The organism is Streptomyces sp. NBC_00454 (assembly GCF_041434015.1).
Lineage (GTDB): Bacteria > Actinomycetota > Actinomycetes > Streptomycetales > Streptomycetaceae > Streptomyces.
The window spans coordinates 6624352-6637341 of record NZ_CP107907.1; the positions used below are offsets into that span (position 1 = coordinate 6624352).

Consider the following 12990-nt stretch of genomic DNA (forward strand, 5'->3'; position numbering starts at 1 on the left):
GTTTCGTCCGTTCATTCAACCTACGGAACCTACGGAGAACCCTCGTGTCCGAATGGCTGGTCCTGGCCATCGCCATGGCGCTCGTCTGCGCCCTCGTCCTCGCCTTCACCGCACTCCGGCACCGCCGGGTCGCCGTTGACGAGGACACCAGCGAGACCCCCGACGTCATCGAGTACATGGTGATGATGGTCGGTGTGGTCTACGCGATCGTGCTCGGCCTGGCCATCGCGGGCGTCTGGGAGGCGCGCGGCGCCGCCGAGGACAGCGTCCGCCGCGAGGCCCAGTCCCTGTACGAGGTCACCCAGCGGGCCGACGTCTACCCGGCCCCGGTCCGCGACCGGATCAGGGGCGAGGTCAACGCGTACGTCTCCCACACCGTCAGTGTGGACTGGCCGCGGCTGATCGCCGGGGCGCCCGCCTCCCCGGAGGGCGGCGAGCTGCTCGGCAAGCTGCGCGGCGACGTGACCCACCAGAGCCCGGGCAACGAACTCCAGGCCCAGGCCTACCAGCCGCTGCTGGACCACATCGCGGCCGCCGACGACGCCCGGCACGAGCGGACGCAGAGCGACGAGTCGACGCTGCCGGGTGTGGTGTGGTTCGGGCTGGTGGTGGGCGGCCTGGTCACGGTCGGGCTGATCTTCACCCTGCAGATCCGGCGGTCGGGGCGGGAGCTGCTGCTGGCGGGGCTGTTCAGCGCGCTGATCGTGTTCCTGCTGTTCATGGTGTGGAGCTTCGACGCGCCCTTCGGCCGGGACGGGATCGATTCGGCGGCGCCGTTCCAGGACCTGTTCCCGGGGCTGAGCATGGCCGCCGGGGGCTGACGCCGGCCGCCGGGAGCTGAACCCGAACCCGGAGGCTCCCGCTCAGACCCCCGACAGCGCCGCCTGCCGCCGGAACTCGGCCACCACCGGCGAGTTCCGCAGGGCGTGCGAGATCCGTACGAGGTCGCGCGGCCCGTCGGCGGCCGGCGGGGCCCCCTCCTCGCTGGCTCCGATGACCCGTCCCTCGGGGTCGGCGCGGCGCGCCCGTACGGCCGCCGCGACCATGGCCGCGTCGGCGACGGCCCGCGCGCCCTCCTCGTCGGCGCCGCGGGACAGGGCCCGCGCGAGGGCCTCGTCCCGGTGGAGCGGGTCGAAGTACGGGCCGAGGTGCAGGAACCCGTCGTGGATGTCCGACTCGCGCTGGATCACCCGGATGTCGGCGGCGGACCACCAGGACATCCGGACGCTCACGGGGGCGTCCGACCCGGAGGTGCGGACCTCGTTCCAGAGCGGGCCGAGGCGCCGGTACGTGGTCCAGTGCCGCAGGCTGTCCGACACCCGCTGGCAGACCAGCGGGAGCACGAAGCCGATCGCGCTGATGTTGGCCCCGACGGAGGCGAGGGGCGGGGCCACCGAGGTGCTCAGCCAGTCCAGGTCGTGGCCGCTCCAGCGGGCGACGACGGCGGTCATCTTGGTGGCGTCGTAGCTGAGGTTGAAGACGTACCCCACGACGATGATCATCAGGCCGGCGCGGAGCCAGCCGCGCACCTGGAGGGACCACCGCCAGCACATCGCGACCATCACGAAGGCGGCCACGTTGTGCGCCACCAGGTAGAGCGCGATGAGTTCACGGATGTACGGGGTGTTGGCGTAGTAGGTGTCGAAGTCGCGCAGCCGCTCCACCGGGGCCTCGCCGAGGGCGAAGAGCAGGGTGAGCGCGACGATCACGACGGAGTAGCCGAGGATCCAGCGGCGCGAGAAGCGCCGGGTCTGTTCGGGCGGGCCACCGCGCCAGTTGACGATCAGCACGAGGCAGGCGGCGCTGAAGGCGGTGATCAGACAGTAGACGAGCGGGGCGGAGAAGTTGGGGATGCCCGTCCAGCGGTTGACCGCCTCGATGGTGGGCGGGGCGGCGAAGGTGAAGACCGCGGCTGCCAGGGTGAGCAGGGCGCAGACCGATCGGAGCAGCGGGTCGCGCCAGTTGTTGCGCAGGGCCGGCACCTTGAAGGCGAGCGCCGTCCCCATGGCGGCTGCCGGTATGTAGTAATCCTGGCCGTTCAACGGTCGTTCCTGTGCCCCCGGTATCCGAGCGATGCCTCGATGCGGCCCGCCAGCTGATCACGTTGTGCCGGTGCCCGGTGGCTCGCCGATCCGGCCAGCCACGTACGGCACCTGCTGCCCAGCAGTAAACCGAAGGTTTCGGCTTCGGTCTCCTCCTGGACGTCGGCGCGCGTGCGCGCGGCTACGCGTCGCACGGTCTCGCCGATGTCGGCCTCGTCCGACAGCAGCCGGGCGGCGACGGCGGCGCCGTCGACGTGGTGGCTGCAGTGGCCGGCCTTCATGTGCCACAGCTCATGACCGAGGATCACCAGCTGATGGTCGGGTGCGGTGCGTTCCTCGATGACCACGAGATCGCGGTCCGCCATGTCGAGCCACAGACCGCTGGCCGTTCCCGGCGGAAACGAGGCCATCCGGAACTCAACCCGGCGGCCGCGGTGCTTGCTCATGCCCTCGCAGAGGGCGGCGTAGAGGTCCACAGGTTCCACGGGCGCGGTCAGCGTGATGCCGGCCACCAGTTCCCCGCACAACCGCCGCTGCTCTCTGCCTATGCTCACCGTTCTCCCCGTCGGCGCGGATCCGGATCAGGACTCAAGGATCAGACCCAGACTTTCGACTGGGTCAGGATTCGTTCGGTTTGACGCTTTCGAGAAGCATGTCCAGCCATTCGGTCACCTTGTCCCGGTGCTTGTCGCTGGGCAGTTGGGCGGCCCGCCAGGCGATGCCGCGTACGCCGTGGTTCTGGAGAAGTCTTGCCAGCGGATCGCCGGTCGAAGCCGGCGTGACGGGTACGGTTTCCCGGGCTCTTCCCGCGAAGTCCTGGAGCAGCTGTTGCTCGGTCCGCTGGAGCGCGTCGGTCAGGGCGTCCGAGTCGTGGGCGGTGAGGAAGCCGGCGTGCACTCCGAAGAACCGCTGGATCGCGTCACAGTGTTCCATGGTCGGCCGCCGGTCGCCGTTGATCAGGGCCCCGGCCTGCTGGCGCGACATGGCGGCGCCGTCCGCGATCTCCTGCTGCGTGTAGCGGCGGCCGTTGGACTTGACGCGGGTGCGCCGCAGCAGGTCGAGCCGTTGGAGGAACCGGGTCTGGAGATCGGGTTCACCTGCGGGCCGGCCGTCGAGCAGGGTCCGGACCACGTCGGCGGGTACGCCGGAGGCCTCGGAGAGGCGGCGCAGGTCGAAGACCTGACTCAGGTCGCGGCCCATCTTGCCCGCGAGTTCGGCGACGCGCGTGACGGTGGCTGCCAGGTGCGCGTTGGCCACCGCGACGGGAGCCGGGAAGCCGTCTGTCACCAGTGGTTCTCCTAGATCGCGCGAGGTCGGGGTGCGGGCACGTGGGTCGGCTTCTGGAATCTATCCGCTCTCACTCCGTAGGGCTAGAACTTGCCACAGCTGTGGCGGGAATGAGCTGTCAAGAGGCTGGAATTGCCACAATAGTTGACACTCCAATGAAGTCGGTAGCAGGATCGCCACACGGAAATGAAGATCCAGACCGTATTAAGAGGGGGAGCTCTCGGTGCCACATCTCGCAGCGGTGGGCCTGTCCGACGGCCTCGCCCACGCCGGTGGAGAGCGCCAGGCGGGCGAGGAATCCGCACGCGGCGCCGTACGCTCGGAGCGACGCAAGGAGATTTTGCGCCAGCGCCGGGAAGAACTCGGGCTGAGCCAGGAGGACTTGGCGGCGCGTCTGCGCATCAGCGTACGTGCGTACGGGAACTGGGAACGCGGCCTGGTCAAGGAGTGGACGGACCGCAAACTGCTCGCCCTGGCCGAGGCCCTGGAGATGAGCGAGCGGCAGTGCTTCTGGCTCTTCAGAGTCATGGTCGACCGGGACCCGCCGCACACCTGGCGGGCCGCTGAGGACAACCGGCTGCCCGAGGACCCGGCCCAGCGCGACTACCTGTGCGACTACGCCGCCCTGATGGAGTCGGTCCCCTACCCGAGCTTCCTGGTGGACCACCGCTGGGACGTGGCCCTCACCAACTCGGCGTTCGACCGGCTCTTCCAGTCGGTGCGCCCCCACCCGACGGCCCTGCCGGACGACAACTTCCTGCGCTTCGTGCTGTTCCACCCGGACGCCGCGGCCGTGCTGGAGGACCACGAACCGGCCTGGTGCGTACCGCTCCTGGCCCGGTTCGCGACCGCGCTGATGGCGTCCCCGGACGACGAGGGGCTGCGCAGCATCCGCCAGGAGGTGGCCCGTGACCCGTTCATGGAGGCGGCCTACCGCTACGGGGTGCCGCACTGGCTGACCACCAACGGGGTCGAGGCCGCCGAGCAGGACGGGGCGGTGCGCTCGGTGCGCCACCCGGACCCGAGCTGGGGGCTGGTGCGCTGCCGGATGGTGGCCGAATCCAGCCGGATGCTCGAGAGCATGGGGCTGACCCGGATGACCCTGATCCTCTCGGCGCCGCAGGGCCTGCCGACGGGCCCGGTCCGGGGCTCCGCGGGGGTCACCGCGCACCAGGCGCCGCGGCTGCGGGCCGTGCCTTCGCCGGTGGACTGACCGGCGGGGGACACTGGTGCCACGAAACGTGGCACTGCGAAGGGCGGTAAGGGCGTGCGGCTGACGATCCTCGGCGGGGGCGGCTTCCGGGTACCGCTCGTGTACGGAGCCCTGCTCGGCGACCACGCCGAAGGCAGGGTGTCGCACGTGACCCTCTACGACGAGGACTCCGGCCGGCTCGGCGCCATGGCGCGGGTCCTCGCCGACCAGGCGGCCGCCTCCGGAGCCGTCGACGCCCCGGCCGTCACGGCCACCACCGATCTCGACGAGGCCCTGCGCGGAGCCGACTTCGTATTTTCGGCCATTCGCGTCGGCGGGCTGGAAGGGCGGGCCGCGGACGAGCGGATCGCCCTGGCCGAAGGGGTGCTGGGCCAGGAGACGGTGGGCGCGGGCGGGATCGCGTACGGCCTGCGGACGGTACCGGTGGCCCGTGAGATCGCGCGCAGGGTGGCCCGCATCGCCCCCGATGCCTGGGTCATCAACTTCACCAACCCGGCCGGGGTGGTCACCGAGGCCATGGCCGAGGAGCTCGGGGACCGGGTGATCGGGATCTGCGACTCGCCGGTCGGGCTCGGGCGGCGCATCGCCCGGCTGCTCGGCGCCCGGCCCGAGGAGGCCTGGATCGACTACGTCGGCCTCAACCACCTGGGCTGGGTGCGCGGGCTGCGGATCGGTGGGCGCGACGAGCTGCCGCGGCTGCTGGCCGACACCAGGGCGCTGGAGTCCTTCGAGGAGGGTCGGCTGTTCGGGGCCGAGTGGCTGCGCTCGCTCGGGGCGATCCCCAACGAGTACCTGCACTACTACTACTTCAACCGTGACACGGTACGGGCGTACCAGGAGGTCAAGCAGACGCGCGGGGCGTTCCTGCGCGACCAGCAGCGCGGGTTCTACGCCGAGGCGGGGCGGCCGGATCTCGCCGCCGGGGCGGCGCTGAGCGCCTGGGACCGGACCCGGGCCGAGCGCGAAGCCACGTACATGGCCGAAAACCGCGAGGTCGCGGGGGTCGGCGAGCGCGACGAGAGCGACCTGGAGTCGGGCGGCTACGAGAAGGTGGCCCTGGCCCTGATGCGGGCCGTCGCCCGGGACGAGCGCGCCACGCTGATCCTCAATGTTCGCAACCGTGGCACGCTCGCGGCGCTCGACGCGGAGGCGGTCATCGAAGTGCCCTGCCTGGTCGATGCCAACGGGGCGCACCCGGTGGCCGTCGATCCGCTGCCGCTGCACGCGGTGGGACTGGTGACCTCGGTCAAGGCCGTGGAGCGGGAGGTGCTGGAGGCCGCGGCGAGCGGATCGAGGGCGTCGGCGGTCAAGGCCTTCGCGCTGCACCCGCTGGTGGACTCGGTCGGGGTGGCCCGGCGGCTGATGGACGGGTACGCGGCGGAGCACAGGGGGCTGGGGTACCTGCGCTGACGGGGCGCCGGTAGACCTGCACGCCTGGCTCGTACACCTGGCCGCGTACACCCGGCCCCGTACACCCGTACGGTCCAATGCCGCATGCGGCCGGGCGGGCGCGCTGTGAGAGTGCGAGATGTGACCACTGCCTCCGCGGTACCCGCCACCGCGCCCCCCGTGCTCGACCGGCGGAGGCGCAACGTCGTCTTCGGCACGATCATGCTGGGCGTGCTGCTGGCCGCGCTCGACCAGACGATCGTGGGAACCGCGCTGCCCACGATCGTGGCGGACCTCGGCGGCGGGGACCACATGTCGTGGGTCGTGACGTCCTACCTGCTCACGGAGACGGTCGCGACGGTCCTCGTCGGCAAGTTCGGCGACCTCTTCGGCCGGAAACTGATCTTCCAGCTCTCCGCCATCGTCTTCATCACCGGATCGTTCCTGTGCGGCCTGGCGAGCAACATGACCCTGCTCATCGTGTGGCGGGGAGTCCAGGGCATCGGTGCCGGCGGACTGATGGTCACCTCCATGGCGCTCATCGCCGACGTGGTCCCGCTGCGCGAACGCGGCAAGTACCAGGGCGCGATCGGCGCCGTCTTCGGCGTCGCCACGGTGATCGGGCCGCTGCTCGGCGGACTCTTCACCGACCACCTGACCTGGCGCTGGGCCTTCTACGTCAACGTCCCGATCGCGATCCTGGTGGTCGCGGCGGCCGCCAGGACGATCCCCTCGGTGCGGGCCGTGGGCAAGCCGGTCATCGACTACCTGGGCATCGCGATGGTCGCGATCGGCGCGAGCGCGCTGATCCTGGCCACGAGCCTGGGCGGGAACGAGTACGCCTGGACCTCGCCGTTGATCATGGGTCTCTTCGCGGGCGGCGTCGTGGCACTGGTGCTGTTCTGCCTGGTGGAGAGCCGTGCCGAGCAGCCGATGCTGCCGATGCGGCTCTTCCGCAACCCCGTTTTCGCGGTCTGCTCGGTCCTCAGCTTCGTCGTCGGCTTCGCGATGCTCGGCGCGATGACCTTCCTGCCGACGTATCTGCAGTACGTGGACGGGGATTCGGCCACCGTGTCGGGCGTACGGACCCTGCCGCTGGTCATCGGCCTGCTGATCGCGTCGGTCTTCAGCGGCAACGTCACGAGCAAGACCGGCCAGTACCGGATCTTCCCGATCGTGGGCTGCGCCGTCATGGGGCTCGGGCTCTACCTGCTGTCCCTGATGGGCCCGCAGACCAACGCCTGGCTGGAATCCCTCTACATGTTCGTGCTGGGCGTGGGCATCGGCCTGTGCATGCAGGTGCTGACCATCGCCGTGCAGAACACCGTCGACTACGTCGACCTGGGCACCGCCACCTCGGGCGTCACCTTCTTCCGTACCCTCGGCAGCGCCTTCGGGACCGCCGTCTTCGGCACGATCTACGCCAACACCCTCAAGCCCGCGCTGACCTCGGCGGTCGCGGAGGCCGCACGCACCACCGGGCAGGATCCACAGGCCCTGGGCAAGGCGGCGCAGAGCCCGCAGGGCGTGCACGGGCTCGATCAGACGGCGGCCGGGCCGGTGATCGGCGCGTACGCGGACACCCTGCAGACGGTGTTCCTGTGGACCGTGCCGGTGGCGCTGGTCGGCTTCGTCGTCGCGCTGTTCCTCAAGCAGGTCAAGCTGCGCGACAGCGCCCGAGCCGGTTCCACGGACATGGGCGACGGCTTCGGCTCGCCGGCCACCGCATCCGGGGACTCGTCGAAGCTGCTGGAGCTCGCGGTCGGCAAGCTGGTGCGGGGCATGGGGGCGGAGACGGCGCGCGGGATCGTCGACGCCTCGGACACGCGGCTGGACATGGCGGGGGCGTGGGCGGTCATGCAGGTGGACCTGATGACCCGTACGGTCGGCCACGCGAGCCTCGGATTCATGGCGGCGCGCCGCCACCTGCCCCCGGAGGTGCTGGTCCCGGTCTTCGAACGGATGGTGGAGGAGGGCTACCTGACGCGGCAGAACGGCTTCTACGCGCACACCCCGGCGGGGGAGCGGGAGGCGGGAGTGATCTCGGCCGCGTGGGCGCAGTGGCTGGGCGACCAGCTGGAGAAGGACCGCGGCCGGCCGCGCAGCGCGGAACTGCGGGCGGCGGCGGACGCGATCGCCAAGCGGCTGCTGGCGGAGGACCTGGGCGACGGCAACTTCGCGCCGCGCGCGATGGCGGGGCGGCCGTAACGGTCAAAGGCTCGTGATCGGATAGTCGTACGAGGCTGCGTGCGGCAGGGTCGGTGCGAGGCCGGGCCGCCGGACCCGCAGCACCGCGCAGGACGCGTCGTAGAGGTCGGCCGGGAGCTCGGCAGAGGCGAACCAGGCCCAGCGGGCGATCTTGTGGCTCATGGGTGCCCTTCGGGTGTCGGGGTGGCCGCGGCCTTCGGATAGGACAACTGTGCGGGTTTCGGTCAGGCCCCGCCCGTGCAGGCTTCCGGCGGTCTGATCGTCGTACGTTCATCGGCTCAGGGGGGGGCGCAATGGCACATGTGCTGGTTGTCGGCGGGGGAGTCGGGGGGCTGGCCACCGCGCTGCTCGCGGCACGCCACGGACATACCGCCGAGCTCTTCGAACGCGATACGAGGGCCCCCGGCACCGCGCTCGACCGGGACTTCTTCGGCTGGCGCAGGCCGACCGTACCGCAGGCCAACCAGCCGCACGCGCTGCTCGGCGCCGCACGCAACGTGCTGCGCCAGGAACTGCCCGACGTGCACGCCGAGATGCTCCGGCTGGGCGCGCGCGAGCGGCACGAGCTGGACTGGTTCGAGGTGCGACCGCCCGCCCGGCCCGGCGACGAGGACCTCGTGATGCTCCAGGCCCGGCGCATCGTGCTGGAGAGCGCGCTGGCCACGGCCCTGAGAGCCGAACCGGGAGTGGTCTGCCGGTACGGGGAACCGGTGAGCGGGCTGATCGCGGCGGGGGAGGGAACCGGCGGGGGCCGGGCCCCCCGGGGCGGGGGTTCCGGGGTGCGCGTGACGGGGGTGTCCACGCAGGAGGGAACGTACGAGGGGGATCTCGTCGTGGACGCGGGCGGACGGCGCGGCGGAGCCGAACGCTGGCTGGCGGCCATCGGCTGCCGCCCCGGCACCGTGGAGCGGCACCGCACCGGCCTCGCCTACTTCTGCCGCTGGTACCGGCTGCCCGAGGGCTGCGAGGAAGGGCCGCGGCGGCCCTGGGCGGTGACCGGCGGCAGCTTCGCCGGATGCGCCGTCTTCCCGGCCGACAACCGGGTGTTCGCCGTGACGCTGTTCGTGCACACGGCGGACGCCACGCGCTCCGCGCTGCGCGACCCCGCCGTCTTCGAGGCCGCGGCACGGTCCTTTCCGCCCGGTGCGGCCTGGCTGGGACTGGGCGCCGAACCGCTGTCGGACGTACTGGCCACGGCGGGGCTCGACAACCGCTGGAGTGCGCTCGTCGACGAGCGGGGGCCGGTGGTGACCGGGTTCGTGCCCGTCGGCGACGCCGTCACCCACACCAACCCGACGCTCGGCCAGGGCACCTCGCTCACGCTGTGGGCCGCGCACCGGGTGGCCCGTACGGCGCACCAGGACCCGGGATCGGAGCGGTTCGCGGCCGAGTACCACGGGTGGACGGTGCGCACCCTCAAGCCGTGGTTCGACTTCCAGGTCGTCGCGGACGGGGCCATCGGCGAACGGTTCGCGACCCGGGCCGGGCGGACGGGGACGGCCCGGGAGGTGGCGGCACTGTTCGACTGCGCGCTGGAGGATCCGGAGGTGATGCGGGCACGGGCCAGGGTCCGCCACCTGGCAGACCCGCCCGAGCGGGCCTACGCGGACCCGGAGATCAGGGCGCGGGTGGCGCGCTGGCTGTCGGAACACCCCGACTACGCTCCGCACGAGGCCGGCCCGAGCCGGGCGGAGTGGGAGAAACTGACGGCAGGCTGAGCGCCCGCGCCCGCGCCGGCACCCGCGTCCCGCCCCGCCCCGCCTCCGCTCAGCCGGCGGCGGCGGGCGGAGCGGGCCGAGCGGGCCCGAGCACCTCGGCGAGGTCGTAGCCGACGACCTCCTCCAGCTGGGCGTACGTACAGCTCGCGGGCGCCCGGTCGGGCCGCATGCGGCGGAACTGCGCGGTGTGCCGGAACCGGTCGCCCTCCATGTGGTCGTAGGCCACCTCGCAGACCCAGTCGGGGCGCAGCGGTACCCAGGACAGGTCCTTCTTGCCCGTCCAGCGGCTCTGCGCCCCGGGCAGCCGGGCGGTCTCGTGGGCGGCCTCCTCGGCCCAGGCGGCCCACGGGTGGCCCTCGGGGTCGGGCATCCGGAGCGGTGCGAGCTCGTCGATCAGTTCGGCACGGCGCTTCATGGGGAAGGCGGCGCAGACGCCCACGTGCTGGAGGACTCCGTGGGCGTCGTGCAGGCCCAGGAGCAGCGATCCGACAATCGGACCGCTCTTGTGGAAACGGAATCCTGCGATGACGACGTCGGCCGTACGCTCGTGCTTGATCTTGAACATGAGGCGGGCATCGGGCCGGTAGGGGAGATCGAGGGGTTTGGCGACGACCCCGTCGAGCCCGGCGCCCTCGAATCGCTCGAACCACTCCTGCGCGAGCGCGGGGTCGGTGGTCGCGGGCGCGAGATGCACGGGGGGACGCGAAGTGGAGAGCATCCGGGTCAGGGCGGTACGGCGGTCGGCGAGCGGGGTGTCGAGCAGCGCCTCGTCGCCGAGCGCGAGCAGATCGAAGGCGACGAAGGCGGCCGGAGTCGTCTCGGCGAGCATCTTCACCCGGGAGGCGGCGGGGTGGATCCGCTCGCTGAGCCGGTCGAAATCGAGCCGCCCGCCGTGGATGAGGACGATCTCGCCGTCGACGACGCAGCGGTCGGGCAGATTGGCCTTGAGTGCTCCCACCAGCTCGGGAAAGTACCTGGTCAGACTCTTCCCGGTACGGCTGCCGATCTCGATCTCGTCGCCGTCGCGGTGGACGATCGCGCGGAAGCCGTCCCACTTGGCCTCGTACTGCATGCCCGGCGGAATCTTGGCCACGGACTTGGCGAGCATCGGTTTCACAGGCGGCATCACCGGCAGATCCATGCCTCCGATTCTGCGGTGGTACGCCCGGACCCGCTCGGTGTGCGGGCCCGGGCGGGCCCGCCTACCGTGGCGGACATGGGTGCTGCGGGCAATGCGATCGAGCTGGAGGCGGGTGGCCGGGCGGTCCGGCTGTCCAGCCCGGACAAGGTGTACTTCCCGGAGCGCGGCCTCACCAAGAGGGACGTGGCCTCCTACTACCTCGCCGTCGCGGACGGCATCACGCGCGCCCTGCGCAACCGGCCCACCACCCTGGAGCGGTACCCGGACGGGGTGGAGGGCGAGTCCTTCTTCCAGAAGCGGGCCCCGAAGAACCTGCCCGACTGGATCCCGACCGCCCACATCGCCTTCCCCAGCGGGCGCACCGCCGACGAGATCTGCCCGACCGAGCCGGCCGCCGTCCTGTGGGCCGCCAATCTGGGCTGCCTCACCTTCCACCCCTGGCCGGTGCGCCGGGACGACACGGACCGTCCCGACGAACTGCGCATCGACCTGGACCCGCAGCCGGGCACCGACTACCACCACGCGGTGGCGGTCGCCCACGAACTGCGCGCGCTGCTGGAAGAGCTGGGGCTGCGCGGCTGGCCCAAGACCTCGGGCGGGCGCGGCCTGCACGTCTTCGTTCCGATCGAGCCGCGCTGGACCTTCACCGAGGTCCGCAGGTGCGCGATCGCGATCGGCCGTGACCTGGAGCGCCGGATGCCGGGGAAGGTCACCACCGCGTGGTGGAAGGAGGAGCGGGGCGAGCGGATCTTCGTCGACTACAACCAGACGGCGCGCGACCGCACCATCGCCTCGGCCTACTCCATCCGCCCGCACCCGCACGCCCCCGTCTCGGCACCGCTGAGCTGGGACGAAGTGGACGCGGCGGAGCCGCGCGACTTCGACATCGTGACGATGCCGGCGCGCTTCGCGGAACTGGGCGATCTGCACGCGGACATGGACGACCACGCCTTCTCCCTGGACGCAGCCCTGGAACTGGCCGACCGCCACGAACACGACCACGGCCTCGGCGACATGCCGTACCCCCCGGACTACCCGAAGATGCCGGGCGAACCGAAACGCGTCCAGCCGAGCCGCGCGAAGCACGAGGACTGACCCGGCCCCTCCTGCGAACTCCTCGACATCCGCACGCTGATGCTCCGGCCGGCGCGAGGGGATGTCCTCTCTGTCAGGTCAAGACGACGCATCCCCGCCGTTCCAGCACGCTGAGGAGCGGTAGGGAGGGATCGACCTCGTTCCACCGCAGGTCCAGCTTCTCCAGCGACGGCATCTCGGCGAGCCAGTCGGGCAGCCGGCCGAGGCGGTTGCTCCGCAGGTCGATGTGGCGCAGCCGCGGGAGGGCTGCCAATGGCTCCGGCACCCCGGCCAGGGAGTTCTCGCGCAGGTCCAGGTGGCGCAGTTCGTGCAGCTCGGCGGCTGACGGGGGCAGGTGCTCGATCGCGTTGCCACGAAGCCACAGTTCACGCAGGCTGCGGAGCCGGCCGATGGCATCGGGCAGGGTGGTGAGCCGGTTGTGCTGCGCCCTGAACTCGATGAGGCCGCGCATCCCGCCGATGGTCTCCGGCAGGGCGGTGAGGGAGTTCTCGCCGACGTTGAGGTAGCGCAACCGGGTCAGGCTTCCCACTGAGTCCGGAAGTCGTGTCAGCTGGTTGTCGTGGAGGTAGAGGCAGTCGCTGAGCCCGGTCAGCCCGCCGAGTTCCTCGGGCACCGATGTCAGCGCGTTGTGGCCCAGGTCCAGGGTGTTCAGCCGGTGGAGCCGCCAGAGTTCCGGCGGTAGGGCCGTCAGTCCGTTGTCCGCGAGGATCAGCACCTGGAGCTCGGTCCGATCCCAGACCGACTCGGGTACCTCTCCGAGCCCTTGACGCCACAAGTTCAGCGTGTGCCTCACGGTCATCCCCCCTGGTCAACGCGAATCGTCGCACGGGGCGGCCGTGAGCCAAAAAAGAACACGAACGGTCGTGCTAATATCTTGTCACCATCTTGACCTCGCCA

At 71.3% G+C, this 12990-nt stretch carries 12 protein-coding genes; 6 read left to right on the top strand and 6 right to left on the bottom strand.

Translation table 11 applies throughout. The features are described from left to right. Positions 1-44: 44 nt before the first annotated feature. Entirely contained in the window at positions 45-821 is a 777-nt protein-coding gene (locus OHU74_RS30225; protein WP_371618794.1) for a hypothetical protein, read from the top strand. Between the two features lie 42 nt (positions 822-863). On the opposite strand, the gene OHU74_RS30230 is transcribed toward OHU74_RS30225, so the two are convergent. The 3 genes from OHU74_RS30230 to OHU74_RS30240 all read right to left on the bottom strand — a co-directional run bounded on the left by OHU74_RS30230 (position 864) and on the right by OHU74_RS30240 (position 3329). Next, positions 864-2042 (bottom strand): MAB_1171c family putative transporter, encoded by a 1179-nt coding sequence (locus tag OHU74_RS30230; RefSeq protein WP_371618795.1) that lies wholly within the window; start codon positions 2040-2042, stop codon positions 864-866. Next, complete coding sequence (locus OHU74_RS30235; RefSeq protein WP_356655814.1) at positions 2039-2596, bottom strand: toxin-antitoxin system, toxin component; 558 nt, start codon at positions 2594-2596, stop codon at positions 2039-2041. Before OHU74_RS30235 ends, OHU74_RS30230 begins: the two co-directional genes overlap by 4 nt. Before the next feature lie 64 nt (positions 2597-2660). Next, the gene (locus OHU74_RS30240; RefSeq protein ID WP_371618796.1) at positions 2661-3329 is read right to left on the bottom strand and encodes a helix-turn-helix domain-containing protein; all 669 of its coding nucleotides are present in this window, start codon (positions 3327-3329) and stop codon (positions 2661-2663) included. A 223-nt stretch (positions 3330-3552) separates the two neighbouring features. Between OHU74_RS30240 and OHU74_RS30245 the strand changes: the two genes are divergently transcribed. The 3 genes from OHU74_RS30245 to OHU74_RS30255 all read left to right on the top strand — a co-directional run bounded on the left by OHU74_RS30245 (position 3553) and on the right by OHU74_RS30255 (position 8139). Beyond that, complete coding sequence (locus OHU74_RS30245) at positions 3553-4542, top strand: helix-turn-helix domain-containing protein (protein ID WP_371618797.1); 990 nt, start codon at positions 3553-3555, stop codon at positions 4540-4542. Between the two features lie 54 nt (positions 4543-4596). Further along, on the top strand, positions 4597-5952 hold the full coding sequence (locus OHU74_RS30250) for a 6-phospho-beta-glucosidase (protein ID WP_371618798.1): 1356 nt from the start codon (positions 4597-4599) through the stop codon (positions 5950-5952). Positions 5953-6036: 84 nt separating this feature from the next. Continuing rightward, positions 6037-8139, top strand: a complete 2103-nt coding sequence (locus tag OHU74_RS30255; protein WP_371618799.1) for an MDR family MFS transporter — start codon at positions 6037-6039, stop codon at positions 8137-8139. Positions 8140-8142: 3 nt separating this feature from the next. On the opposite strand, the gene OHU74_RS30260 is transcribed toward OHU74_RS30255, so the two are convergent. Beyond that, a complete protein-coding gene (locus OHU74_RS30260) occupies positions 8143-8301 on the bottom strand; it encodes a hypothetical protein (protein WP_371618800.1) in 159 nt (52 codons plus the stop codon). Between the two features lie 131 nt (positions 8302-8432). On the opposite strand from OHU74_RS30260, the gene OHU74_RS30265 reads away from it, so the two are divergent. Beyond that, positions 8433-9857: an NAD(P)/FAD-dependent oxidoreductase gene (locus OHU74_RS30265; protein ID WP_371618801.1), complete on the top strand. Its 1425-nt coding sequence runs from the start codon at positions 8433-8435 to the stop codon at positions 9855-9857. Positions 9858-9906: 49 nt separating this feature from the next. Here the strand turns inward: OHU74_RS30265 and OHU74_RS30270 are convergent, their stop codons facing one another. After that, positions 9907-10998 carry an ATP-dependent DNA ligase gene (locus OHU74_RS30270; RefSeq protein WP_371618802.1) on the bottom strand — a complete coding sequence of 364 codons (1092 nt, stop codon included), beginning with the start codon at positions 10996-10998 and terminating at the stop codon, positions 9907-9909. A 75-nt stretch (positions 10999-11073) separates the two neighbouring features. On the opposite strand from OHU74_RS30270, the gene ligD reads away from it, so the two are divergent. Next, positions 11074-12093 (top strand): non-homologous end-joining DNA ligase, encoded by a 1020-nt coding sequence (ligD, locus tag OHU74_RS30275; protein ID WP_371618803.1) that lies wholly within the window; start codon positions 11074-11076, stop codon positions 12091-12093. A gap of 73 nt (positions 12094-12166) precedes the next feature. Here ligD and OHU74_RS30280 read toward each other — a convergent pair whose 3' ends face one another. Beyond that, positions 12167-12892, bottom strand: coding sequence for a leucine-rich repeat domain-containing protein (locus tag OHU74_RS30280; RefSeq protein WP_371618804.1), 726 nt, complete (start codon positions 12890-12892; stop codon positions 12167-12169). Positions 12893-12990 lie beyond the last annotated feature (98 nt).